Here is a 26,083-nt window from a genome sequence, read left to right as displayed (position 1 = left end):
ATGAGCCATGTAAATCATTTTGACGCCAACCTGTGGCAGACCTGCGACAGCCTCTACGAGAAGGGGCAGTTGCTCTACCTCAAGCTGCAAGATGACTACGGGCTCAACGTCAATCTCCTGCTGCTGGCCCAGTGGCTCGACGAGCAGCACTACTACCTGAGCGACCAGGATTGGCGCCAGCTCAGCGAGCAGGTCGAGGCCTGGGAGCAGAAGGTGCTCAAGCCCTACCGCAGGCTGAGAAAGCTGAGCAAACACAACCTGGCCGAGGCCGAATATCGCCAGATGCTAGAGGTAGAACTCATGCTGGAGCGCAAGTCCCAAGGGATGATACTGCGCCAACTCAGACAGCTTCCCAATGAACAGGGCCAGGCGAATCTACCGCGCTATCTCGGTCTGTTTCAGATAGAGATAGACCAATACCACCAGCTGGCACAGACGCTGATCCGCTAAGGCTTAAGAACCAAAGCCCAAACCCAAGCCCAGCTATTTAAGCGCCGCCTAGCTCTTCGGCCAACAGGCTGGCATTGCGTGCTGTGATGCCATAGATGGAGAGTTGAGGATTAGCCCCGAGACTGGTGGGAAACAGCGAGCCATCCATCACAGACAGATTCTCCAGATAGTGACTGCGCCCCCGGCTATCTACCATGGCCATCTGCTTATCTTCGCCCAGCGGGCAGCCGCCCATCACATGGGCCGAGGCCACCACTGTCTTAAAGGGTGCCAGGGTCATATCGGCGATAGCCTCCTTGGCCGCCTGCCAGCTCGGCAGATAAGGCATCCCCTCGCTCATGGGCAACACCTTCTGCGCCCCGGCGGCAAACTGTAGCTCGGCCATGCTGGCAAAGGCGCGCCGTGCGGCACGCCAGAAGGCGTCGGTCAGCGGGTAATCCAGGGTATAGCCCTTGTCTGTCAGCTGCACCTGACCACCCGGGCTGTCGGCATGATAGCCATCCCGCATCAGGGCTATGGTCACCTGCAGCTGATTAAACTGGGCCATCAGCTCGGCGTGACTCTGACCATATCCCAGAGATTTCGAGGCAATTAACACCGGATGAATGGGCGGCACCTCCAGCTTATAGCCCAGCTCGCCGTCGGCGCCATCTTGCCAGACAAACTGATCCGAATAGATGGATTGCGGCGCACCACTATGGCCATTGATGGCGTCGTTAAACAGGGCGCCACTGAGTACGGTTGGGTGCAGGAAAGTGCGCTTACCCAGCAACTTTTGCGGATCCGGCAGGCGGGAGCGCATCATCAGGGCCGGCGTATGGATGGCGCCGGCGCTGAGGATATAGTGCTTGGCCTTAAACATCAGCTGTACACCGCTGGGGCGCAGCGACTCGGTTAACGCCTGAGCCTCGAGGGCGTACACCTTGTCGTTATGGTGTTCTATCTTGCTCACCTTGGCGCGGCTCACCAGGGTCGCGCCGCGATCCAGCGCCGCCGGAATGGTGGTGACCAGCATAGACTGCTTGGCGTTGACCGGGCAGCCCATGCCGCAGTAGCCAGTGTTCCAGCAGCCGGCCACGTTGCGCTTGATGACGGTGTAGTCCCAGCCCAATGCCTCGCAGCCCTGCTTGAGCGCCATGTTGTTGCGGTTAGGCTCGAAGGGCCACTTTGTGATGCTCAGCCGCAGCTCCATCTTCTCGAACCAGGGCGTTAGCGCCTCCCTGGAGAGGCCTTCGACCGACTTGTGTTCGGCCCAGAACGCCAGGGCATTTTCCGGGGTGCGGATAGAGGTAGTCCAGTTGATGGTGGTGGAGCCGCCAACCGCGCGTCCCTGAAAGATGCCGATCGCCTTGTCCTTGGTCTTCATCGAGGCGGCCTGCTGATAGAGGTTGGGGTAGGCGCGCCTTTCCTCCATGTTGAAGCTCTCGGACGATTTCAGTGGCCCACCTTCGACGATAATCACAGACAGCCCCGCCTCGGTCATGATCTCGGCCGCCACGCCACCACCGGCGCCGCTGCCGACGATCACCACATCGGCCTCAAGGGTTTGGTCTTGGGTCAGTTGACTGGCATCTATGTGTTTCCAGCCGTTTGCAAGGCCGGTCACTATGGGATCTTCGATGGCCAATGGCGCTCCTTTGCCCCGTTATCGGGGTCTGTGATTATCTATCCGAGGCTAGTCGCTCGGCTTATCTGCGGCTAAAGTTCTTAATGACTTCAGATCTCAATGGCTTAAGCTCTCAATTAAACAGCCGTGGCTTCTCGTAATTTAGTCGCGTCCAATGCTCGGGGCAGCTGTAATAGCTTGCCAGCACCAGCTCTCGCAGCCCCTGATAGGCGGTGACCATAAGGTCGAGAAAACTTGTCCGCCAGGCCTCCAGCATGGCCACCAGCTCCTGGGGTTGACGCATCAACAGGGGGGTCATGTTGCCGGTAAGCAGTAACAGCCCCAGGCGCGACTCAAGCAGCTCCAGCAGTTGCTCGAGCTCGTCGCGGGACTCCTCGGGTAGCAGATCCATGGTCGCCACTATGGCATCTAAGGTGCGGTTTTGCGCCGCCACGCGCAGCGACTGGGTGTGGGGCAAGGCGCCGTCGAGAAACACGGGCACCAGCAGGCTAAACAGCAGGCGATGGGACTGATCCAGAGATGCACTCACCCTCACCTGCGGCGGGTGATACAGGTTTACCCCCAGTGCCAGGGCGCCGGTCCCCACCAGGGCCGTGGTCAAAAAGGTGCGTCGATTCATCTTATTCCCTGTGCTCTGTGATTAGCGATATTCCATGAGCTCCCTTCGAAAACAAGGAGCGACTCGAATCTATGTTACACTAGCTAGATAACTAACAATTAAACACATGTTTTAATTTTCGGCAACAGCGATTTATGACCCAGCGTACCTTCACGCCCCCCTGGTGGGCAAGAAATCCCCATGTGCAAACTATCCTGCCTGTGCTGACCAAGGTGAACAAGCCCGCCCTCACCCGCCAACGCCTGGAGCTGGATGACGGCGACTTTATCGATCTCGACTGGCTGGCTAAACCCACACAGACGGAACCCACACAGGCTGAGTCCACACAAATTGAGCCCATAGTCGTGCTGGTGCATGGGCTGGAAGGCAGTGCTGACTCTCACTATGCCAGGCGTCTGCTGACTCTGCTGGACGAGCACAGAATCGCCGCCCTGGTGCATCATCATCGCAGCTGCTCTGGCGTGACCAATCGCCTCGCCCGCAGCTATCACAGCGGCGATACCCAAGATCTGCACACCACTCTCAGCCTGCTGCGAAGGGACTATCCCGACTCGCCGCTGCTGGCGGTGGGTTATAGCCTGGGCGGTAATGTGCTGACCAAATATATGGGCGAGCATGGCAGTGACAGCCTGGTGGATCGCGCCGTGGTGATCTCGGCGCCGCTGCAGCTGGGCGCCTGCGCCAAGCGCCTCAGACACGGCTTCTCCAAGGTCTACCAAAGTTATCTCATCAAGCAGCTACAACAGAAGGTGCGCGACAAGCTGGCCATGCCAGAGCTGAGCGCCCAGATGCCGGTGACCCAGGCCGAGGTGGAGAGCCTGACCACCTTTCATCTGTTCGACGACAGGGTCACCGCGCCGCTGCACGGCTTCGATGGCGTCGAAGACTATTACCGGCGCGCCAGTGGTCTGCCCTACCTGAGCCAGGTGGCTAAGCCGACCCTGGTGATCCACGCCAAGGACGATCCCTTCATGACAGATGAGGTGATCCCGACTCAGGAGGCGCTCTCGCCCCAGGTCACCTATGAGCTGCACCCACAGGGCGGTCACGTCGGCTTTATCGACGGCGGCCATCCCTTAAAGCCCAGATATTATCTGGAACAGCGCATCGTCCATTTTCTGTTGGAGGCTTAACCATGCTGGTCCCCTATCAATCCCTGCTGCAACTGCCGGCCGAGACCCTGGATAATCTGATCAAGGAGTTTCTCTTCACCCTGACCGAGGATGGCAGCTTCGCCAGCCTGGATGGCGAGGCCTTGGCCCGCGCCATCAAGCAGTGCCGCCAGGCGTTGGCCCGCAGCGAACTTGTGGTCGAATACAGCGAAGAAGAGGAATCTATCGCCATACGCCACCGGCAAGATACCCTGACACAACAGAGCCAAGATGACGGGCCCTGTTGACCTTTAGGTTATCCGTGCCGTATAACTATTGGTTCACAATTGCCCGTTATCGGGCATCAGCTTAGCGCTATTTAGGTAAAAGAATGTCTGCTAAACACCCCATTATTGCCGTAACCGGCTCCTCTGGAGCGGGCACCACGACGACCACGACAGCATTTAGCCATATCTTCCGTCAGTTGGGGATCAATGCCGCGATGATCGAGGGCGACAGCTTTCACCACTACACGCGTCCCGAGATGGAACTGAAGATCCGTCAGGCCCAGAACGAGAACCGCAACATCAGCTATTTCGGCCCAGAGGCCAACGATTTTGGCAAGCTGGAGCAGTGCTTTAGCGACTATAGCGCCACAGGTCAGGGCGAGACCCGCTCCTACCTGCACACCTTCGACGAGGCCGTGCCCTTCAATCAGATGCCCGGCACCTTCACCCAGTGGCGACCGCTGCCGGAAAACACCGACATGCTCTATTACGAAGGCTTGCATGGCGGCGTAGTGACTGACGACTGCGACGTGGCCCAGCACGTGGACTTGCTGATCGGCATGGTGCCCATAGTTAACCTGGAGTGGATCCAGAAGATCATCCGCGATACCTCAGACAGAGGCCACAGCCGCGAGAAGGTGATGGGCTCTATCGTGCGCAGCATGGAAGACTATATCAACCATATGACGCCGCAGTTCTCCCGCACCCATATCAACTTCCAGCGGGTTCCTACGGTAGACACCTCAAACCCCTTCAGCGCCAAGACCATCCCCAGCCTGGATGAGAGCTTCGTGGTGATCCGTTTTCGCGGCATCAAGAATGTCGATTTCCCCTATTATCTGAAGATGATCGACGGCTCCTTCATGTCGCGCATCAACACCCTGGTGGTGCCCGGCGGCAAGATGTCGCTGGCGATGGAGCTGATCCTCACGCCGCTGATTAGGGATCTGCTGGAGAAGCGTCAGCACCTGTTGGATCTGGATAGCGAATAAATTATCACCGCTCGCACCCGCTTCAGTCAGAGATAGATTCGCTTAAGCTTTATTTAAGTCTGCTCACATACAATGCTGGCCATCGGGATTTCAGGCGAAAGACTGATAGTTAGTATACTCTTGGGAGTGAATTCCCCCATCTTGATCTGTTTGCTTCCTCGAGTATGCTAGCGTCCCGACACCTCCTCTTGCACGCCACTCTGCATTAATTTCCCTGCGTTACCGTCCTAACTATTTCAGGCCGAATACTTCAAACATAAAGCGTTCAGGCATAAAAAAACGCCGACCCGAGTCGACGTCTTAATCTTTAGGATACCGGTATTTACTGACGTAAGAGCTACTGTGACAGCGGTACCACTTCACGGTATGGCTTCTGCTGGCGATAGTTTTCCAGCCTTAATTCAAATTCATCTGACTTGTCGAACTCGGCCGTCTGTTTGAGCGCTTTGATCGCCTGCTTCTGCAGATCCACCGCCGAGCTATAATCGCCAATCTCGGCATAAGCCGCCGCCAGGTTATCCAGGTTAGTCGGGTCTTGCTTGTTGGCCTCGACCAGCCCCTTGCCTATGGCCAGGGCCTTACCGCCGTCACGATACTTGGCCTCGGGACAAGTAGAGAGGATCCACACCACGTTGCCCAGGGAGATCTCATCGCCCACCGCCATGAAGTTATCGACCGCCTTACCACAGTTGCGCGCCACGCCATTACCGCCGGCGGCATAGATGAAGCCTAAACGAAACTGGGCCCATTTGTCCTGCTCACTTGCCAGGCTCAGATACCAACGTTCGGCCAGGGCCAAGTCACGAGGAATGATCTTACCGTCGAAGGCCAGATCCGCTATGGTCTGGGCCGCCTTCTTGTGGCCGGTCTCGGCGGCGCGTTCGACCCAGTTGGCACCCAGTTGAGGATCCGGGCTAACGAAACGGCCGGAGAGATACATCAAACCGAGAAGAAATTGCGCCTCAGACTCGCCTTGGCTGGCTTTTAGCTGAATATGGGCCAACTTGCTGGCAGGCGCCGCCGCTTCGGTGGCGGGCACAGAAAACGCCAGGGCTTGCTGCTGCACGGCAAACAGGACCAGTAGGCCTGCGGCCAATTTCCAAACATGCTTTGTCACGATTCAGAACTCTCCTTCACCAGTTCGTGTTATCTAGGAAGACGACACGAAATAGCCACAACTTTGAGCTGCCCAGGCCCGAACAAAATTCGGCGGCGCAGAGACTAACACTATCAATAATCCCCCTGTCAAGTCGAGTAAAAACCGTGTTTTACTGCATGAAAATCACAGGTGTTATCTCCTGGGCGGACAACAAGCACCTAGGCAGATGTGATATGGGCAACATTGTCGGCCAAATAAACTGGCCCGATTACGGTATTAGTTGACATATATTACTAATGTATCAAAATGAACTCCCACTATTGACAGCAAAGTAAATTACGTTACCGGCTGCATACTTATTGCAATAATTTGATCTCTGACGAGGTTTTTTGGCCTTAATTGACGTAATCTGCTTATTTAGCATATTCTTGTATTTACATTAATCAGTCGAGGAACATAGGCATGGCTCTGATTGGTAAGCCTAAACCTGATCCAACGTTGGAATGGTTTTTATCACACTGTCACATTCATAAGTACCCAGCCAAAAGCACTCTGATCCATGCGGGTGAAGACTCTGACACGCTGTACTACATAGTGAAGGGTTCTGTTGCCGTCTTGATTAAAGATGAAGAAGGCAAAGAGATGATCCTCTCTTACCTGAACCAAGGTGACTTCATCGGTGAATTGGGTCTGTTTGAAGAGCAAGCCGAGCGTACCGCTTGGGTTCGTGCCAAGCAAGCCTGTGAAATCGCAGAGATCTCTTACAAGAAATTTAAGCAGCTAATCCAGGTTAACCCTGAGATCCTGATGAAGCTCTCTTCTCAGATGGCTTACCGTCTGCAAAGCACCAGCCAGAAAGTGGGCGACCTTGCCTTCCTGGACGTTGCCGGTCGTATCGCACAGACGCTGCTGCACCTGGCTAAGCAACCAGATGCCATGACCCACCCAGACGGCATGCAGATCAAGATCACTCGCCAAGAGATTGGTCAGATCGTGGGCTGTTCTCGCGAAACCGTGGGCCGTATCCTCAAGATGCTTGAAGAGCAGAATCTGATCCAAGCACACGGCAAAACTATCGTGGTTTACGGTACCCGCTAAGCTAACATTAAGTTAGATTTAATAGATCTTAGTTAAAGTGGCCTGACTCCTTAGTCAGGCCATTTTTTTTAGGACAGCCTCAGTGAAACCGACCGCCGTTATCAGCACCTTACTGCTTAGTGTCTGCTCACTGCTCAGTCCTGCCGCGACCGCCGTTATCGAACTGGAGCACAACCAGGCCCAAGAGCTGGTCAGCGAAGGCAAAATCCTCTCTCTCGATCTCACCCTCAGCCAGGTACAGGCCTACTGCGATGGCAAACTGGTGGACGCCCACCTGTTCCATGCCCAGGGCCACTGGCGCTACGATCTGCAGATCAAATCGGCCAATGGCGAGCTGATCTCCCTGGATATCGATGCCACCACCGGCCGTCACAGCGCCAACAAACCCCTGCCCCAGGCCTGCGTACCGCACAAAAACTAGCGCCGAAATATCCGCTTAGGGTGAAAAAGTGTATTATCAATTCAGGTCGATGCGACTCGGCCGCCTCCATGTAGACAGAAGCGCCTGCCGCGCTAAGGTAGAGAAAAACGATGAAATTGCTGCTGGTTGAAGACAACACCCTACTGGTCGATGAGCTTGCCAAACAGCTGAAACAGGCCGGCTATGTCACAGATGTCACCGACAGAGCCGCCGAGGCCGACTACCTGATCAAAGAAACCCATTATGATTGTGTCATCCTGGATATCGGCCTGCCCGACGGCAACGGTCTGCAGCTGCTGGAGACCTGGCGCAACCAGGGCATAGACACCCCGGTGATCATGCTCACCGCCCGCAGCCAGTGGCACGAGAAGGTAGAAGGCTTCAACGCCGGTGCCGACGATTACCTGGGTAAACCCTTCCACAGCCAGGAGCTGCTGGCACGTATTCACGCCCTGATCAATCGCGCCCACGGCAAGACCAACAGCCCCACCAAGGAGCTGAGCTTCGAGGGGGTCACCCTGGATGAGAGCCAGCAGAGCGTCACCGTTGGCGAGCAGCAGTTCGAACTCACCGCCATGGAGTTTCGCCTGCTGAAGATCTTCCTCATGTCGCCCAAGAAACTGCTCTCCAAGGCGCAGCTGACAGACAAGCTGTATCAGTTTGACGACGAGAAGGAGAGTAACGTGGTGGAGGTCTATGTAACCCACCTGCGTAAGAAGCTGGGTAAGACGGCCATCGAGACCCGCAGGGGACAGGGCTACATCTTCCACGGCCTCAAGCCATGATATCGATCCGCACTAAGCTCAGCCTCTGGCTGTCGGCCTTAGTCATCATCTCCACCTTCGTGGCGATCGTCATCTTCGAGTCCATGCTGCGTCAGGCGTTTCACGACTCGATTATCGACCGCCTCGAAGAGGATTTAGAGCAGGTGTTACTGGCGATTCAGTTCGACAACGGCGACATCAGCATAGACCCCAACCAGGTCTCTAACTTCTACAAGCCCGTCTATTCCGGGCGCTACTACCAACTCAACCTCAAAGATATTGAGCTGAGATCCCGCTCCCTTTGGGATCAACGCCTGGAGATAGAGCCCCTCTCCAAGGGCCAGACCCGGGTGTGGCAAACCAAGGGGCCGCAGAATCACGATATTCAGCTGCTGTCTCTGGGGCTGAGCAGCGCCGATGCCAAGGTGCAGGCGACGCTCACGGTCGCCCAGGATCTCAGTATCGGCCGCCAAGTATTCTCCCAGGTCTATGGCACTAAGCTGTCGGTCAACCTGGCCATGCTGCTTACCATGGTTGCGGGGATCTTCATTCTGCTACGGCAATCCTTCAAGCCGATCAACGACATGCAGCGGGCACTGATGAAGCTCAGAGAGGGGGAGATCACCGCGCTGGACACCAGCAAGATCCCACCAGAGCTGGCGCCCTTGGCACAGACCTACAACGAGCTTCTGCAATACTCGAGCAAGCAGATGGAGCGCAGCCGCAACAACCTGGGCAACCTCAGCCATGGCCTCAAGACACCGCTGGCGGTGATGCAGCAGCAGGTAGAGGTGCTGGGACTGAAAGATCCCGAGGCCGCCAACGCCATGCAGAGCCAGCTGGATCAGATCCACAAGATGATAGAGCGCAAGCTGGCGGCGGCGCGGATTACCGGCGACATGCTGCCCGCGGCGCAGATGCAGCTACCCAAAGATCTACAAGATCTGGCCCAGACCCTCACCAAGGTGCACGGCCACAAGGCGATCGCCTGCGAATTTAGCCTGGACGAGCGCTTAAGCCGCCTGCCTATTCACCGCGAAGATGGCATGGAGCTTATCGGCAACCTATTGGACAACGCCTTCAAGTGGGCTGACAGCCGGGTGGCGGTGTCTACGACGCAAACGGACGAGCGGATATTGCTGACCATAGAAGATGATGGCCCGGGCGTCGCCGACGAGGCCCTCAGTCAGCTGACCCAACGAGGTAAGCGCCTGGATGAGGCGATCATGGGCCATGGCCTTGGGCTCTCCATCGTCAAGGATATTGCCGAGCAGTATGAGATAAGCCTAGCCTTCGAGCATAGCCAGCAGCTGGGCGGACTGAAGATCACCCTTGGCTTTAAGGGATAGGCTTTAAGGGATAGGCTTTAAGGGATAACGTTCGAGACCCAGTTAAAACAACCCATTCGCCCACAAAAAAGCCGATGCAATGCATCGGCTTTTTGCTGTCAGAGACTCACCCCAGGATTAACCTGCGTTGTTGGTGCTCTCGAAGATCTTATCCGCAGAGGCCGCCACGAAGCCTGTGTAAAGCTCGCCGTCTGCCTTAGGGTAGCGCAAGGCAAACTCGTAGAAACAGCTTGGAATTGTCTTCTGGACGTCTTTAAAGGCAACATTAACCTTGTCGGCCATGGTCGATGACTGCTCGAGCAGCACATCGGCCGACCCTTTCACCTCACCGCCGACGCTGTTGAGCACGAAATCGCCCTGCTTCAGGGTGTCGTTCACCTCAAGGATAGTGTTATATCCTGGCAGGTGGTTGATGGATACGGTAAAGTGGTTCGCGCGGTATCCAAACGCCGCCACCCATGCCGCGTACTCGCTCTCGGCCAGTAGCTGCTCGTAGGTTGCGTAATCCAGTTCCCAGTGACGGCCTGAGTAGAGGAAGTTATCCGCAGTGGTTGCGGCTTCATCCACCTGCTCTACCAGACCATGAACTATGGCTTGCAGCTCAGGGCTGAAGGCTTCGACCATCAGCTCAGAGATAAACACCTTAGGCTGAGTTGGATCCGGATGCTCGAAGTGCTTGGCCTTTAGCTTCTTGGCTTCGAAGTCGTAGTCGCCACAGGCCACATAGCCCAGAGACTCGAAATGCTTCGCCAGAACGCTCAGGTTCACCTTGGCAATGTTAAAGGTACGTAGGGCGATATGATCGTTGATGATGGTCTCACCCTTGGCCAATAGCTGGTGTACCTTGGCGGCTGAGGGGGTCATTTCAACATAGTCGTCCCATAGGGCGGCAAATAGCTGGTTTACATCGGTATGCATCAATTTCTTCCTTAACATCATCGTGTTACCGGTCGTTATCGCGCCGGTTTGTTTGTTTTCACGATATAAGTACAACGAGAATTTTCGTGTACGCCTATAAAAATGGGAGCAGGCAAGACGCCCACTCCCATGCTTGTTTACTAAAGGGTCAGACCCGGACTCAGGCTGGCTGGCATGGCCAGGGCATCGGCCTCGACCGAAGCGACCGGATAGGCACAGTAGTCGGCGGCATAGAAGGCGCTCGCCCTGTGGTTACCCGAGGCGCCAACACCACCAAAAGGTGCCGAACCTGATGCGCCGGTGATCTGCTTGTTCCAGTTGACGATACCCGCACGGATACGCGCCAGGAAGTAGTCGTAGTCTTCGCGGCTATCCGCCAGGATACCGGCAGAGAGACCATAGCGTGTGTCGTTCGCCAGCTTGATCGCCTCATCGAAGTCTGTGTAACGAACCACCTGTAGCAGTGGACCGAAGTACTCTTCGTCGGGCAGCTCGATCACCTGAGTCACATCGATAAGACCCGGAGATACCAGGCCGGTACCGGCTTCCAGATGCTTAAGCTCAACCAGCGGCGTGCCGCCCAGGTTGATCAGGTTACGCTGAGCCTCCACCATGCCTTTGGCCGCTGTCTCAGAGATCATAGAACCCATAAATGGCTGTGGCTGCGCGTTCCAAGGACCCACCTTGATCTGCTTAACCGCCTCGGCCAGCTTAGCCAGCAGGGCATCGCCCTCGGCGCCCTTCTCCACATAGAGACGACGGGCACAGGTGCAGCGCTGACCCGATGAGATATAGGCCGACTGAATGATGTCGTGAACCGCCGCCAGGGTGTCTTTGACGCCCTTGATGATCAGCGGGTTGTTGCCGCCCATCTCCAGCGCCAGGATCTTACCCGGATGACCCGCGTATTGCTGGTGCAGGATGTGGCCGGTGCGAGAGCTACCGGTAAAGAAGAGGCCGTCAATCTGAGGATGTGACGCCAGCGCCTTGCCGGCTTCCACTTCGCCTTGAACCAGGTTGATCACGCCAGCCGGCAGACCCGCCTTCTCCCACAGTTTGAGCATCAGCTCGGCCGTCTTAGGGGTGAGTTCGGATGGCTTGAACACAACTGTGTTACCCGCAAGCAGTGCAGGCACTATATGGCCGTTAGGCAGGTGGCCCGGGAAGTTATAGGGACCAAATACCGCCACCACGCCGTGTGGCTTGTGACGCAGCACGGCGCGGCCGGCTGGGGTGTCATTTTCAGAGGTGCCGGTACGCTTGTGGTAGGCAGCTACCGACAGGCCGATCTTGCCGATCATGGCCCCTGCTTCGGTCGCAGTTTCCCACTGTGGCTTACCGGTTTCCTGAGCGATCACCTCAGCGATATCACCCTTGTGAGCCTCGAGCTGATCACGATAGGCTTCGACAATCGCCAGGCGGGCATCGAAGCCCAGCATGAACCAATCGAACTGAGCGGCACGCGCCGCCTCAACCGCTGCGTTAACCTGCTCTGGGGTCGCCGTCTTGCTTTCCCAGATCACTTCTTGATTTGCTGGGTTCTTCGAGACCACGTCGTGTCCCAGACCGGCAACCCACTGGCCGTTAATAAATTGACTCATCATATATTCCTACATTGCCAAGACACGGATCTGTTCACCTTCTGCCACCAGCAGCGCACCGGCGAGCTCGGGCGACAGGATCACCTCATCGGTTTCATCGCTGACCATCAAGTTGGCCGAGGTGGCGCGGTAACCCGCTAACAAAGTATTTGAGATAATAAAACTGCTGCTCGAGACAGGCATTTCGCCCACCTTGACCGTCAACAGACGGCTCTCTCTCACCGAACGAATGTCGTTAAGATTACACTCGACCGTTGGACCGCCGTCGAAGATATCCACATAGCCACGGCATCTAAAGCCCTCTGCCTGCAGCAGGTTGAGTGCGGGACGAGTGTTGGTGTGCACCTCGCCGATCACCTTCTGCGCCTCTTCGGGCAGCAGACAGACATAGACGCTGTTTTTCGGCATCATCTCGGCCATGAAGGCCTTCTGGCCCAAGCCCGACAGGTAGTCGGCCTGCACGAAGTCGATGCCGAGGAAGTTCTTCTGCAGCCAGCCGTAGAAAGGCGAGTTGCCCTCGGCGTCGCTCTCACCGCGCATCTCGGCGATCACTGTGTCGCCAAAGCGTTCGGCGTGCTGTGCCAGGAACAGGAAACGGCTGCGAGACAGCATGCGCCCGTTGTTGTTCTTACGGTAGGTGTCACGCAGGAACAGGGTACATAGCTCGGCGGCGCCCGTGTAGTCGTGACACAGGGTCAGGGTTTCCACCTCGTTGCGCACGTCGATCTGCTCTGAGTAGTAGACCTCAGTGCCCAGACGGTAGTGGTAAAACGCATCGACCATGCCGACCGCGGCCTCGAGTCCGCAGGTACCGACCACTTCGCCAGTCTCTGTGTCTTCCAGCACCATAAGATAGCCTTCGTCGAACGGCTTCTCGATCTCTTTAACGAACGAGGCCTCGACGCGGGCAATCTTATTTCTTAATAGTTCTTCATTGACGGGTAAAGACGTGAATCCATGACCTGACTCGATGGCGATCTGATACAAGGCATCGAAATCGCTCGATCGTATGGGGCGGATAATTAACATCTTCGGGTCTCCTCACTTGTCCTTGTCGTTCAAACGCAGACAGCCTTAACAATTAAGACCTATATGCCACGCTTGAGGTTCAAGGTTTTCTCTCAGACAAAAAAGCGCGGTTGTTATGCCGCGCTTATGCTGTCGCTTAGCCAGCTACAACCTTGGCTACTGCACGTTCGAAACGAGCAAGACCCTCGGCGATATCGGCCTCAGGGATAACAAGAGAAGGAGTAAAGCGGATCACATTTGGACCGGCTATCAGGCACATCAGGCCTTCGCTGGTACCGGCAACCAAGAAATCTTTCGAACGACCCTGGTACTGCTCGTTGAGCACGGCGCCCAGCAGCAGGCCTTGACCGCGAACCTCGGTGAACACATGGTACTTTTCGTTGATCTGGTTCAGACCATCACGTAACAGCTGCTCGCGACGTTTAACACCATCGAGTACCTCAGGCGTGTTCACTACGTCCAGTACCGCGTTACCGATTGCACAGGCCAATGGGTTACCGCCGTAGGTTGAACCATGGGTACCAATCTTAAGGTGAGAGGCGATCTCTGTAGTCGTCAGCATGGCCGCGATAGGGAAACCACCACCCAGCGCCTTGGCTGTGGTGAGGATGTCCGGCGTCACTTCGGTGCGCATGTAGGCATAAAGCTCACCAAGACGGCCCACACCTGTCTGAACTTCATCGAAGATCACCAGGGCGTTGTGCTTGTCGGCCAGGGCACGCACGGCGCGCAGGAACTCAGGATCGGCGTCTATGATACCGCCTTCACCCTGTAGTGGCTCGAGCATGATGGCACAGGTCTTGTCAGACACTTCGGCTTCCAGCGCCGCGATGTCGTTAAATGGTAGGTGAGTAATAGACTGTGGCTTAGGACCGAAACCGTCTGAGTAGGCCGCCTGGCCACCCACGCTCACGGTGAAGAAGGTACGACCGTGGAAGGCCTTATCGAAGGCGATGATCTGATCTTTCTCGGCGCCAAACTTGTCCAGGGCATAACGGCGGGCCAGCTTAAGGGCCGCTTCGTTGGCTTCTGCACCTGAGTTCGCGAAATAAACCTTCTCGGCGAAGGTGGCTTCAACCAGCTTGGTAGCCAGTGCCAGTGCAGGCTCGTTGGTCATCACGTTGGCCAGGTGCCAGATCTTCTCGCCCTGCTCTTTCAGTGCGCCCACTAGCGCAGGATGACAATGACCAAGACAGTTCACCGCGATACCGCCGGCGAAGTCGACAAACTCGTTGCCTTCCTGGTCCCAAACACGGCTACCCTCACCACGGACAGGGATCACAGCCGAAGGTGCATAATTAGGCACCATTACTTCATCAAACTGGGCTCGGGTTAGCTTATGGTTCACGCTCATTCTACTCATCCTTTCAATGTTGCCGAAGGCTTCAATCGCCTGTCGTACCCGTCTTTTTCCGAAAAGCGACGCCTATCGGTGACGGTTATTTTGTTATCTAGGGGGACATTAATAGCGAAAACGTGATCAAAATACCAGTTCCTCCAGTCGAGCCTTCTTAGCATGTGCATAACAAATGCATAAAGATTTGAGCTTAAAGGTTATACAAGCGTTTATAACCTAGGCTTGAGCATAAATAGTCAGAAAAAAGTTTATCGACCCAAAATTCAACTAATAATGTAATTTTTATGAATATATAGTCACATTTCGACGTGGCGTGGATAGTAAAACATTTCCACAGCAAATAACACTAAAAAGCATCAGTAAAACAGTTCATTCTCACTGCCCTGTTGTACACCGCCGTTTCCACTCTTCATTAGTTGGATGCGAGTGAGCTGAGAGACTCAGCCAGCAAGGTGAATGATGTCATCACTATCAATGGGATGCGTAGCGAAGGGTAAGAAGAAGGCGCCACTGTTAAGCTGAGTTTTGGACGCCTGGGAGAAGCCGCGCTTTACGGGCTGAGGGCTAACGCGAAGCGCTAGAACTCTAATAAAGGTCTAGCTTGCGGTAGTTCTGCCCCTTGAGGCGGATCTGCTCCTGCTCCGAGAGCTGATAATAGTCGAACATCATCAGCTTCTCTTTAGGCGAGATCAGCCGCATCTCATCTAGCATCAACACCTTGGCATAACAGCTGGCCCGGGCGACCAGAGCCGCCTCAGTTGACAACTCGCTATAGCTAAGACAGGTGTCCAGCTCCCTCTGGGTCTGAGTCAGTCCGCTGGCGGAGAAGTCCAGCAGCTCAGGCAGGCGCCAGTTAAGAGTATGGGCATGTTGCAGCACCTGCTGGTAGATATCCTCGGCGGGAAACTCGGTGGCCAGCACGGCGTCATGCAGCTCCTTGTCACGGCTGGCACTGGCCTCTCTGAGCCAGTTACCCCAGATGCTCTCGTAGACCTTGGCGCCATTTTTCAGCACCACTGAGACCCCTAGCTGATAGAGCAGGCTACTCGTGTAGGCGGTGGCTATGTCCTGCTCATTGAGCTGCGCCAGTGCCTTGGCGGCGATGCCGGTAACCATGGCGTAACGCCACAGCTTACGTGTGGTCCACAAGAGATTGGCATGCCCGGTTGGCAGCCAGTTGCGCAAGCAGTAATAGGGGATCAGCAGCCTGAGGTTTTCGACACCGATGAAGTTGAGCACCAGCTTTATCTCGGTAACCTTCACATCCGAGCGCTGCTGTCGCTTATGACGAAACGAAGGACTGTTGACCATGTTGGTGAGATCCCGTGCCAGCCAGGGCAGATCGGCTATAAGCAGGCGCAACCGGCTCAGATCCAGGTTCTTCTGCTGCAGCAGCTCCAGCATCAACATCTGACTGGCGTTGATGCCCGAGTGCAGTATCAGCAGCTCTGGCGAGGCCAGTTGATTGTCCAAGGTGCTATTGACCGTAGTGATCAGCTGCTTAGAGACCGCCTCGTACACTTGCCGTGCCTGGATCTGCTTGGAGAGGCGCTCGAACACGGCGTCGCGCTCGATGGCGAGCTTATTGGCATCGTTTTCCAGTTCACGGTCTAAGTCATCAAACATGGAGGCCGCGGCCTTCTGCTTACCCACGATGATCTGTTTCAGAAGCCTGTGTTCGATATCTATGATGATGCCCGGACGGACACCACCGGCAATGGACTTTGCCACCTAAGCCGTTCTCCTCAGCTAATTGAGCGCATTAGGCTTATATTACACCAAATCACGCACTTGGCAGATCCCCAAGCAATAAAAAGGGCCTCGAATGAGGCCCTGGTCGGTTATTTAAGCTCTTGCTCGAACAACTTGAAGATGCGGCGGTACTCATCTAACCAGCTCGAAGGCTGACGGAAGCCGTGGGGCTCGACCGGATAGATGGCGGTCTCGAACATAGGCTTCTCCAGCTCGATCAGTCGCTGCACCAAACGCACGCTGTCTTGGAAGAAGACGTTATCGTCCAGCACACCACTCATCACCAACAGCGGCTTCTGCAGTCCCTGTGCGTGCTCGATAGGCGAGCTGCGCTCATAGGCGATAGCATCCACATCTGGCGTGTTGAGAATGTTAGAGGTGTATGGCGCGTTGTAGTGCGCCCAGTCGCTCACGGGACGTAGCGCCGCACCGGCCTGGAACAGCTCGGGCTCGGTAAACAACGCCATGAAGGTGAGGAAGCCACCGTAAGAGCCGCCGTAGGTGCCGACGCGCTTAAGATCCACATGGGTATTGGCCACCATCCAGTTAACGCCGTCCTTCAGATCTTCCACCTCGGGATGGCCCATGTTGCGATAGATCGCCGTGCGCCAGTCGCGGCCATAGCCTTTAGAGCCACGATAGTCCATGTCCATGACCACATAACCCTGCTGAGTCAGCAAATTGTGGAACATGAACTCGCGGAAGTAGCCGGAGAAACCATAGTGGGCATTTTGCAGATAACCGGCGCCATGGTTGAAGATCACCGCAGGGTACTTATCGCTGCGTGACTTATCGAAGCCCTGTGGCAGGTAGACTCTGGCATAGACATCACCGGCGCCATGGGTAGACGGCACCTTAACCACCTCTGGGGCCTGCCAAGCATATTGCTTGAAGGCATCCGAGGTGTAGTGGGTCAGCTGCTTAAGTTCACCGCCAATCGCCTGCACGTAGAGTTCGCTCGGCTGAGTACGTCGAGAGGCCTTGAGCAGCAGCTTGCTGCCATCTGGGCTCAGGCTGTAATCCAGCTGGCCATCCCACTGGGTGAGCTGCTCGCTCTGGCCATCGGCAAGGTTGACGCGATAGACGTTGTCGATACCTGGATGGTCTTTGTTGGCCTTGTAGTAGATATACTCGGCCTTGGGGCCTAGGGTGATATCGCTGACCACATACTTACCCTGGGTCAAGGCCTTTGGCTTAGCGCCGCTCGCCTTGAGGTAGAGGTGGGAATAGCCGGTCTCTTCCGAGAGGTAATAGAGGGTATCGCTTTGTGGCAACCAGCCGAACTGGTTGAAGTTGTAGTTAACCCAGGCATCGTCATGCAGTCTGTGCTCTGTCTTCAATGAGCCCGACTTGAGGTTTAGGGTGGCAATCCATCTGTCTTTGTTGTCCACCGCTTCGAGCATGATGGCGACCTTATTATCTTTGGCCTGCCACTGCATGGCGCTCTGAGTCCAGCCCCAGTCCTGCATCAGCTGCACCTTACGCGGTGCCTTCTCGCTCTTATAGGTCTCGCCATTGGCTTTGGCATTTTCAGCCTTCACCGCGGCCAGCACGTCTTCATCGAAGCCTGTCAGGCCTTCGATGGTGATGTCACGCTTCTCATGCTGCTCGAGATCCAAGAGCACCAGACGCTCGCCGGGATACTTATCTTCGGCCACACGCGCCCTTGCAGGTACGGCATCCACATAACCCTGGCTGCCCAGATAGTTAGGCATGATGTCATGCTCGGCGCGCCAGCTGTAGTTCTTGTCCACCAATGACAGTAGCAGGTAGCGACCGTCCGGTGACAGGCTCATCTGTGAAACTGTCTCCTCCTCGCCCAGATACCAGGTCTTGGCCGTCATGGTAGGATCTTGCTTGGCAAGCTCCGCCTGATACTGCTCTTTCTCTTTCGCCTGGTTCTGCTTAAGGGCGACATATTCAATCAGTCTATGCTGCTGCTTGGCGATATAGCTGCTAGGCGCCTCGACCCCTTTGGGCTGCTTGGCCATCTTGATGTTGGCGATCTGTTCATACAGGCCAGTGTCGCCGTGAATGCGGAACACCTGCTCGCCCTGCCAGTAGGCAATATCGCCATTGGTGAGGAAACGCACCCCGTCCACCTTAGTGTTTTGACGGGTCAGCTGCGACACCTTGCCGCTAAGCAGATCTTTAACGAACAGGTTGCCCTGATAAATATAGGCCTTGCGGCTGCGGGCCTCATCCATCACGCCATACTGCTGATCCGCCTTATGCAGGGCATCGAGCGCTAGCTTGGCGGCCTCGCCCGAGACGAGTGGCTGTTGATAGTAGTCCAGTAGCGGCGATTGATGGGCCTGACGGGCAAAGTAAACCGACTGGCTGTCGTCACTCCAATATTCGCCCTTAGCCAGGATACCCATCCAATCTGGATTGGCCATGATCTGTTTGAGGGTCAGCGGCTGATCCACGCTTGGCGGCGTGGCCAACGCCACCTGAGTGCTTGCCTGAGTCGTTACCTGAGTCTGTTGAGTATCGCTTGAAGGGGTGGCTGCACAGCCCCCCAAGATGGTGAGGGTCAAAATGCTGAGACCAAATCCACGAAACGCGCCCGTCATCGTCCTTCCTTATTATTTATGTCGCCGAGGCTAAGGCCCCAGCCTTGTTATTTTGCTGCCTTTTATATCACAAAATGGGAGTGGGACGAGGATGTGGGCGGGATAAAACTTGTAACAGTTTGAAAAAGAATTGAGCTAACAATTAACCATAGTCACTCACGGCGCTGGTCTCAAGCACCCTTTTAGTTACAGGAAGGAATGCTCTGCTTGACGAAATTTGCCAGCAGTTCGAGTCCCTGCTCGGTGAGGATAGATTCGGGATGAAACTGCACGCCGAACAGGCCAAGCTCGGGCCGGCTCATGGCCATGATCTCCCTGCCGTGAACCGGGTCATCGAACCAGGCATCCAGGGTAAAGTCCTCGGGCAGCTGCTCGACCAGGAGGGAGTGATAACGGGTGACGGTGAGCGGTTGATTCAGCCCGGTAAACAAGCCTTTGCCTGTATGAGCGATGGCGCTGGTCTTGCCATGCATTACCCGCTTGGCGCGTACCACCTGAGCCCCGAAGGCCTGGGCGATCGCCTGGTGGCCGAGACAGACCCCCAATATGGGCAGCTTACCGGCGAAGGCCTTAATGGCCTCAAGGGAGATACCGGCCTCATTAGGCGAGCAGGGACCGGGTGAGATCACCAGCCTACTTGGCGCTAAAGCCTGGATGTCGGCGAGGCTAAGCTCATCGTTGCGCCTGACGACAATCTCCTCCCCCAGCTGCTGAAAATACTGCACCAGGTTGAAGGTAAAGGAGTCGTAATTGTCGATCATCAGGATCATGAATAGAGTGCTCGTGTATATTGGGTGTGAGTTGCGGGTGTGAGTTGCGCCGCATTTTTCTGGCGCAGATGCTAACACAGAGTCCAGGCGGGATCATCCATTCTACTGACGCCTAGCGCTTACCTCCTGCTATGCCCTCACCCATGCCAGCCTTTTCTCGGGCACAAAAAAACCAGCCTAAGCTGGTTTTTTCTCGTTCGCGCCGGTTATTTCACCAGGGTGAGATGACCGCGACGTTTCGGCTTATCATTCTCGGCAGAAGCCTCGGCCACAGCCGGCTCTTCTGTCTTGGGCTCATCGACCACTGAGAGGCCCAAGTCGCGGGCATCGGCCTCGAGCTGATAGGCTTCTTCCTGATCGAACACGGTTCCTGCGCCATTTTCTCTGGCGTAGATGGCGACAATCGAGGCCATAGGCAGTACCACCTGTTGCGGTACGCCGCCGAAGCGGGCATTAAACTCGATGAAGTCATGACCTATCTGCAAATTACCCACGGCACTGGCGGTAATATTAAGCACTATCTGTCCATCTTTCACATACTGCTGCGGTACTTGGGTACCGGGCACATAAGCGTCGACCACCACATGAGGGGTCAGCTCGTTATCCATGAGCCAGTCGTAATAGGCCTGTAACAGGTAAGGACGGTTAGGGGTCATAGGTTTCATCTTAGATACCCATGCGCATTTCGCGCTCAGCCTCGGTCAAAGACGCCTTGAATGAGTCACGGTCAAATAGACGTGTCATGTAGGCTTTAACTTCCTTGGCGGTACGGCTGTCCAGCTCGATGCCCAGTACTGGCAGACGCCACAATAGTGGGCCCAGATAACAGTCGGCCAGACCAAACTCTTCGGCCATGAAGTAAGGCATCTCGTTGAAGATAGGGGCGATAGAGGTCAGGCTCTCCTGAAGCTCTTTACGGGCCTCATCGGCACGATCACCCTTACGGATGCGATCGACCAAGCTATACCAGTCGTTTTCGATACGGTGCATCATCAGACGCGTCTGGCCACGGGAAACCGGGTAGACAGGCATCAGAGGTGGATGCGGGAAACGCTCATCCAGGTATTCCATGATGATGCGTGAGTTATAAAGCACCAACTCACGGTCAACCAAAGTTGGCACTGTGTTGTATGGGTTTAGCTCAATAAGATCTTCAGGCATATCGCTAGGATCCACCTGCAGAACATCGACAGTCACTCCCTTTTCCGCCAAGACGATACGGACTTGATGGCTATAGAGATCGTCGGCGCCTGAAAACAGGGTCATGATTGAGCGTTTATTGGCAGCAACAGCCATTGATACCCTCCAAGATTTAAATATGAAAGCTAAAAAAGCAAAAACAAACGAGGGGCAAAGCCCCCCGTTTATAATATGCGGATAATATATTCTAACCTCTATTGGGGGTTAGTGTACATCTTTCCAGTACTCTTTCTTCAAGAGGTAGGCCACAATAAAGAAAATAAACAGGAAGCCCATTACCCACCAACCTAAGCTTTCACGCTCAAGTTTTACCGGCTCGCCTGAGTAAACCAGGAAACCTGTGATGTCACGAACGACTTGATCATATTCTTCGGCAGTCAGCTTTCCACCAGTAGCAACGAAGCTACCGTCTTCTTGCTTAACCTGCAGACCTTGCAGCTCTTGCAGTACGTGCGGCATAGCCACTGACGGGAAGACAGTGTTGTTTACACCAAATGGACGAGTCTCATCTTTGTAGAAACTCTTCAGGTAGGTGTAGATCCAGTCTTCGCCACGTACACGTGCAACCAGAGTCAGATCCGGTGGCGCTGCACCGAACCATTTCGCCGCGTCGACTTCAGGAATAGCATTTTCCATCAGGTCGCCCACTTTGGCATCGGCGTTGAGCATATACTTGTTACGCATATCGTCAACTGAGATACCCAGGTCTTCGGCTACACGGTTGTAACGCTGGTACTGAGTGCTGTGACAGCCTGAACAGTAGTGCTGGAAAGTATCCAGACCACGTTGCAGTGACTCTTTGTCTTTCAGGTCGACGTTAGCACTTTCTAGATGAACATGGGCACCACCTGCAGCAAACGCAAGAGATGGTACTAATGTAACTAATGCAATCAGTAATTTTTTCATTAGTGGGTCAACCTCTCTGGTACAGGCTTAGTTTTCTCATTCTTACTGTATAACCACAGCGCTAAGAAGAAACCGAAGTATGTCAGAGTGAAGACGCGCGCAGCGATTGTCAGCGTTGGCGTCGCAGGTACGGCACCCAGGTAGCCTAAGATAACGAAAGATACGGCAAACTGACCAATGTTCAGCTTATGAATCATGCTACGGTAGCGGATTGACTTAACCTTACAACGATCTAACCAAGGTAGAACGAAGAGTACGGCAATCGCTAGACCCATACCCACAACCCCTAACAGCTTGTCAGGAATCGCACGTAGAATGGCGTAGAATGGTGTGAAGTACCAAACTGGCGCAATGTGCTCAGGTGTCTTCATCGGGTTAGCCGCTTCAAAGTTTGGCTTCTCGAGGAAGTATCCACCGCCTTCAGGCATGAAGAACAATACGTAGCAGAAGACGATCAGGAAGCCAGCGACGCCCATGATATCTTTTACTGTGTAGTAAGGGTGGAATGGGATACCGTCTTTCGGCCAGCCATTCTCATCTTTGTTCTTCTTGATCTCGATACCGTCTGGGTTGTTAGAACCCACTTCGTGCAGAGCGATCAGGTGTAGGAACACCAGAACCACAAGCACCAAAGGCAGCGCGATAACGTGTAGCGCGAAGAAGCGGTTCAGTGTCGCACCAGAAACAACGAAGTCACCACGAATCCATAGTGTCAGGTCGTCACCGATAACAGGGATAGCACCAAACAGAGAGATAATTACCTGTGCGCCCCAGTAAGACATCTGTCCCCAAGGAAGTAGGTAACCCATGAAAGCTTCAGCCATCAGTACGAGGAAGATCAACATACCGAACAGCCACAGCAGCTCACGAGGCTTCTGATAAGAACCGTAGATCAGACCACGGAACATGTGCAGATAAACCACCACGAAGAAGGCCGATGCACCGGTAGAGTGCATGTAACGCAGCAACCAGCCGTACTCGACATCACGCATGATGTATTCGATAGAGGCGAAGGCACCTTCTGCGGTTGGTACATAGTTCATGGTCAACCAGATACCAGTCAGCAGCTGGTTAACCAGTACTAGCATGGCTAGCGAGCCAAAGAAGTACCAGAAGTTGAAGTTGGTCGGCGTCGCATATTGACCTACGTGACGGTTGTAGGTCGCCGTCATAGGGATGCGCGCATCAATCCAATCGATAATATTCTTAACCATTATGCAGCCCCCTGGTCGACACCGATGATCACGTTGCCGTCATCAATGTATTGATGAGGTGGAACAACTAGGTTCAACGGCGCTGGAACACCCTGGAATACACGACCAGCCATATCAAACTTAGAGCCATGACATGGGCAGAAGAAACCAGAAGCGACGCCTTCAACCTGTTCACCGAATGTATCAGGCAGATACGTTGGAGAACAACCTAAGTGCGTACACAGACCAACGGCAATAAAGTACTCAGGCTTGATTGAGCGAACGGCGTTCTGCGCGTAGGCAGGTTGTTGCTCTTCGTTAGACGCTGGATCGCGCAACTTATCATCGTGAGTAGCAAGACCCTTTAAGATCTCTTCAGTGCGGCGGACAACCCATACAGGCTTTCCACGCCATTCAACACGGATCAGCTGACCCGGCTCTAACTTACTAATATTTACTTCTACCGGCGCACCTGCAGCTTTCGCTTTGGCACTCGGATTCCACGACTTTATAAAAGGAACCGCTACAGCGACGGCACCAGCACCACCCACTACGGCGGTTGCTGCGGTCAGGAATCTGCGACGTCCGGTATCGACTGGCGCATTGCTCATCCACTTATCTCCAGAGAGTGTTGGAATTTTTGTTTTAAAAATTTTTGAAATTGGGGTTTTACCCCAAAGCGCAAAAATCAAATTTGAGGCGGGGCTCATTATAGCCAAAAATTAGAAGCAGATCATAGTAAAACAAAGCACAAAGTTAACTATGTTAGGAAATTGCTCATTCTAGAAGAAAATGTGCAGCAAGAGCGGGATAAAACTGTCAGGATTTTACCTGATAAAATGGTAAACGAGAATAACAATCAAAACTAAATTAGTAACTTGCAGAAATAAGCGATAAAAAAGCCCGAACTCGTCGGGCTTTAATCTCAATAATCCTCAATGAGAACTATTTCGCGTCGGCGCTCTTCATATACTTGAAGAAATCACCTTCTGGCTCGAGCACCATAACGTTAGAACCGTTACCGAAACTCGCCTGATAAGCCTCAAGACTACGCAGGAAAGAGAAGAACTCAGGGTCCTTCTTATAGGCATCGGCGTAGATCTTAGCGGCGATGGCATCACCCTCACCACGCACTTGCAGCGCCTTACGTTCGGCTTCGGCGATCTGAATGGTCACGCTGGCGTCTGTCTTGGCGCGAATGATCTCAGACTGCTCCTTACCCTGAGCGCGGTGCTCTTTCGCCACAGCGGTACGCTCGGCGCGCATACGCTGGTAGATGCTAGAGCTCACGTTGGCAGGCAGGTTGATCTGCTTAACACGCACGTCGACCACCTCGATACCCAGGTCCTGAGCACTGTCAGAGGCGTTTCGCAGCGCATCTTGCTGTAGCTCATCACGGCTACCAGAGACGATATCCTTGATAGTGCGACGACCAAACTCGGTACGCAGGTCGTTGTTGATCTTACGCTGGAGCAGAGATTCCGCCTGAACCTTGTTACCACCATTGGTCGCGAGATAGTACTTCTCGTGATCTTTGATGCGCCACTTCACGTAAGAGTCAACCATCAAGTCTTTCTTCTCTGAGGTGACGAAACGATCCGCCGCGCCATCCATGGTCTGGATGCGAGAGTCGAGATACTTGATCTTATCTATCACCGGCAGCTTAATATGCAGACCCGGCTTATAGATGCGGGTTACGCCCTCATCTTTGATGATCTTACCAAAGCGCGACACGATAGCGCGTTCACCCTCGTTGACCACCATCAGGGACGATAGACCCATAGCGACTAAGATGGCCGCAATAATAACAGATAATCTACCCATGATTAGTTTCTCCCCTGGCGAGTGCGGTCGCTACGAGAAGGCCTTCCATCTAACGGCATGCCAACACTATTTACTATGCTGTTAACTGAGTCATTGACCGAGTCCACCTCGACAGGCTTGCTGGTCTTAGTCTGTGGACGCTGCTCCATTAACTTATCCAGTGGCAGATACATCATGTTGTTGCCCGCCTTCGAATCCACCAGCACCTTGTTGGTACCCGAGAGGACATTAGACATAGCATCTATGTAAAGACGATCACGCGTCACTTCTGGCGCCGCCTTATATTCAGGCAACAGCTTCTCGAAGCGAGCCACCTTACCGCGAGCCTCTAGGATCTCACGTTCTTTATAGGCGTTCGCCTGCTGCTCCATGCGCTGTACCGTACCGCGAGCCTTAGGCTCGACTTCACGTGAATAGGCTTCGGCTTCACGAATGAAACGCTGCTCATCTTCCTGTGCGGCGATAGCGTCATCGAAGGCGTCTTTCACCTCTTCCGGCGGACGAGCCGGCAAGAAGTTTACGTCGCGGATCTCTATGCCCAGGTTATAAGGCTTGATGATGCGCTCGACCTCTTCCCAGGTGTCACGACGGATCTGATCACGACCAGTGGTCAGGATATCGTCCATCTTGTTGTGGCCCACCACATAACGCAGCGCGCTATCGGTAGCCTCACGCAGGCTCGAATTGGCATCGACCGCGCTAAACAGGTAACGATAGGCATCGACCACAATATACTGTACATCCAGCTCCACCAGGACGACGTTCTCGTCGGCGGTGAGCATGCTGCCCGAGGCTGGAATTGAGCGAACGTTGCTCACGTTCACCGGGAAGACTTCATCGATGAAGGTCGCCTTCCACTGTAGGCCCGGCTCCACTTGGCCAATATACTTGCCAAAGCGTAGCGCCACACCCTTTTCGGCTTCTTTCACCGTATAGAAACCTGACAGGCCCCATACGACAACGGCGATGCCTAATACAATGATAAAACCTAGCGCGCTGAATCCACCGCCAGCGCCATTTCCTTTACCCCCAAAACGCTTCGAAATATTCTTAAATACTTCGTCAAGATCTGGCGGCCCCTTGTCATTGCCGTTCTTGTTTCCCCAAGGGTCTTGACCCTTGTTACCGGGCTCGTTCCAAGCCATTTAGCACTCCATAGG

Annotated in this window: 25 protein-coding genes; 8 read left to right on the top strand and 17 right to left on the bottom strand. The window is 54.5% G+C overall.

Translation table 11 applies throughout. From position 1 onward, the window contains the following. The gene (locus K0H80_RS03010; protein WP_220073042.1) at positions 1–450 is read left to right on the top strand and encodes a TIGR02444 family protein; all 450 of its coding nucleotides are present in this window, start codon (positions 1–3) and stop codon (positions 448–450) included. A 37-nt stretch (positions 451–487) separates the two neighbouring features. Here K0H80_RS03010 and K0H80_RS03005 read toward each other — a convergent pair whose 3' ends face one another. Together K0H80_RS03005 and K0H80_RS03000 are read right to left on the bottom strand one after the other, a co-directional pair. Further along, positions 488–2,077, bottom strand: coding sequence for a GMC family oxidoreductase (locus K0H80_RS03005; RefSeq protein ID WP_220073041.1), 1,590 nt, complete (start codon positions 2,075–2,077; stop codon positions 488–490). A gap of 112 nt (positions 2,078–2,189) precedes the next feature. Next, entirely contained in the window at positions 2,190–2,696 is a 507-nt protein-coding gene (locus K0H80_RS03000) for a twin-arginine translocation signal domain-containing protein (RefSeq protein ID WP_220044183.1), read from the bottom strand. 134 nt (positions 2,697–2,830) lie between these two features. Between K0H80_RS03000 and K0H80_RS02995 the strand changes: the two genes are divergently transcribed. From K0H80_RS02995 to K0H80_RS02985, 3 genes are all read left to right on the top strand, one after another. Then, complete coding sequence (locus K0H80_RS02995; RefSeq protein WP_220073040.1) at positions 2,831–3,829, top strand: hydrolase; 999 nt, start codon at positions 2,831–2,833, stop codon at positions 3,827–3,829. A gap of 2 nt (positions 3,830–3,831) precedes the next feature. Then, positions 3,832–4,095, top strand: coding sequence for a YheU family protein (locus tag K0H80_RS02990; protein WP_220073039.1), 264 nt, complete (start codon positions 3,832–3,834; stop codon positions 4,093–4,095). 83 nt (positions 4,096–4,178) lie between these two features. After that, entirely contained in the window at positions 4,179–5,066 is an 888-nt protein-coding gene (locus tag K0H80_RS02985) for a phosphoribulokinase (RefSeq protein WP_011864393.1), read from the top strand. A 337-nt stretch (positions 5,067–5,403) separates the two neighbouring features. Here K0H80_RS02985 and K0H80_RS02980 read toward each other — a convergent pair whose 3' ends face one another. After that, positions 5,404–6,183, bottom strand: coding sequence for a tetratricopeptide repeat protein (locus K0H80_RS02980; RefSeq protein ID WP_220073038.1), 780 nt, complete (start codon positions 6,181–6,183; stop codon positions 5,404–5,406). 444 nt (positions 6,184–6,627) lie between these two features. On the opposite strand from K0H80_RS02980, the gene crp reads away from it, so the two are divergent. From crp to K0H80_RS02960, 4 genes are all read left to right on the top strand, one after another. Then, complete coding sequence (gene crp, locus K0H80_RS02975; RefSeq protein WP_011864391.1) at positions 6,628–7,263, top strand: cAMP-activated global transcriptional regulator CRP; 636 nt, start codon at positions 6,628–6,630, stop codon at positions 7,261–7,263. Between the two features lie 82 nt (positions 7,264–7,345). Continuing rightward, on the top strand, positions 7,346–7,684 hold the full coding sequence (locus K0H80_RS02970) for a PepSY domain-containing protein (protein WP_220044178.1): 339 nt from the start codon (positions 7,346–7,348) through the stop codon (positions 7,682–7,684). A gap of 110 nt (positions 7,685–7,794) precedes the next feature. After that, complete coding sequence (locus K0H80_RS02965) at positions 7,795–8,469, top strand: response regulator (protein WP_011864389.1); 675 nt, start codon at positions 7,795–7,797, stop codon at positions 8,467–8,469. Next, positions 8,466–9,797 (top strand): ATP-binding protein, encoded by a 1,332-nt coding sequence (locus K0H80_RS02960; protein WP_220073037.1) that lies wholly within the window; start codon positions 8,466–8,468, stop codon positions 9,795–9,797. Before K0H80_RS02965 ends, K0H80_RS02960 begins: the two co-directional genes overlap by 4 nt. 117 nt (positions 9,798–9,914) lie before the next feature. Here K0H80_RS02960 and K0H80_RS02955 read toward each other — a convergent pair whose 3' ends face one another. From K0H80_RS02955 to hflK, 14 genes are all read right to left on the bottom strand, one after another. Next, the gene (locus tag K0H80_RS02955) at positions 9,915–10,715 is read right to left on the bottom strand and encodes a DUF1338 domain-containing protein (protein WP_220044176.1); all 801 of its coding nucleotides are present in this window, start codon (positions 10,713–10,715) and stop codon (positions 9,915–9,917) included. A gap of 140 nt (positions 10,716–10,855) precedes the next feature. Continuing rightward, positions 10,856–12,316 (bottom strand): succinylglutamate-semialdehyde dehydrogenase, encoded by a 1,461-nt coding sequence (gene astD / locus K0H80_RS02950; protein WP_220073036.1) that lies wholly within the window; start codon positions 12,314–12,316, stop codon positions 10,856–10,858. Positions 12,317–12,325: 9 nt separating this feature from the next. Further along, entirely contained in the window at positions 12,326–13,345 is a 1,020-nt protein-coding gene (astA, locus tag K0H80_RS02945; RefSeq protein ID WP_011864385.1) for an arginine N-succinyltransferase, read from the bottom strand. 136 nt (positions 13,346–13,481) lie between these two features. After that, positions 13,482–14,699: an aspartate aminotransferase family protein gene (locus K0H80_RS02940; protein ID WP_011864384.1), complete on the bottom strand. Its 1,218-nt coding sequence runs from the start codon at positions 14,697–14,699 to the stop codon at positions 13,482–13,484. 588 nt (positions 14,700–15,287) lie between these two features. After that, positions 15,288–16,433 carry an HDOD domain-containing protein gene (locus tag K0H80_RS02935; protein ID WP_220073035.1) on the bottom strand — a complete coding sequence of 382 codons (1,146 nt, stop codon included), beginning with the start codon at positions 16,431–16,433 and terminating at the stop codon, positions 15,288–15,290. Between the two features lie 110 nt (positions 16,434–16,543). Next, complete coding sequence (locus K0H80_RS02930; protein ID WP_220073034.1) at positions 16,544–19,030, bottom strand: S9 family peptidase; 2,487 nt, start codon at positions 19,028–19,030, stop codon at positions 16,544–16,546. Positions 19,031–19,212: 182 nt separating this feature from the next. Continuing rightward, positions 19,213–19,800 (bottom strand): anthranilate synthase component II, encoded by a 588-nt coding sequence (locus K0H80_RS02925; protein ID WP_220073033.1) that lies wholly within the window; start codon positions 19,798–19,800, stop codon positions 19,213–19,215. Between the two features lie 206 nt (positions 19,801–20,006). Beyond that, positions 20,007–20,465: a ClpXP protease specificity-enhancing factor gene (locus K0H80_RS02920; protein WP_220044171.1), complete on the bottom strand. Its 459-nt coding sequence runs from the start codon at positions 20,463–20,465 to the stop codon at positions 20,007–20,009. A gap of 1 nt (position 20,466) precedes the next feature. Continuing rightward, positions 20,467–21,096, bottom strand: a complete 630-nt coding sequence (gene sspA, locus K0H80_RS02915; protein WP_011864379.1) for a stringent starvation protein SspA — start codon at positions 21,094–21,096, stop codon at positions 20,467–20,469. Between the two features lie 108 nt (positions 21,097–21,204). Next, positions 21,205–21,906: a cytochrome c1 gene (locus K0H80_RS02910; RefSeq protein ID WP_144199728.1), complete on the bottom strand. Its 702-nt coding sequence runs from the start codon at positions 21,904–21,906 to the stop codon at positions 21,205–21,207. Continuing rightward, entirely contained in the window at positions 21,906–23,120 is a 1,215-nt protein-coding gene (locus K0H80_RS02905) for a cytochrome b (protein WP_011864377.1), read from the bottom strand. Before K0H80_RS02905 ends, K0H80_RS02910 begins: the two co-directional genes overlap by 1 nt. Further along, positions 23,120–23,710, bottom strand: a complete 591-nt coding sequence (gene petA, locus K0H80_RS02900; RefSeq protein WP_011864376.1) for a ubiquinol-cytochrome c reductase iron-sulfur subunit — start codon at positions 23,708–23,710, stop codon at positions 23,120–23,122. The genes K0H80_RS02905 and petA overlap by 1 nt, the downstream gene beginning before the upstream one ends. 334 nt (positions 23,711–24,044) lie before the next feature. Beyond that, positions 24,045–24,923 carry a protease modulator HflC gene (gene hflC / locus K0H80_RS02895; protein WP_011864375.1) on the bottom strand — a complete coding sequence of 293 codons (879 nt, stop codon included), beginning with the start codon at positions 24,921–24,923 and terminating at the stop codon, positions 24,045–24,047. 2 nt (positions 24,924–24,925) lie between these two features. Beyond that, the gene (gene hflK / locus K0H80_RS02890; RefSeq protein WP_220044170.1) at positions 24,926–26,068 is read right to left on the bottom strand and encodes an FtsH protease activity modulator HflK; all 1,143 of its coding nucleotides are present in this window, start codon (positions 26,066–26,068) and stop codon (positions 24,926–24,928) included. Positions 26,069–26,083 lie beyond the last annotated feature (15 nt).

Origin of the sequence: Shewanella aegiceratis (genome assembly GCF_019457495.1) — a bacterium.
GTDB classification, from domain to species: domain Bacteria; phylum Pseudomonadota; class Gammaproteobacteria; order Enterobacterales; family Shewanellaceae; genus Shewanella; species Shewanella loihica.
The sequence above is the reverse complement of the archived record's forward strand: the minus strand, read 5'-3'. Positions and strand labels throughout refer to the sequence as shown.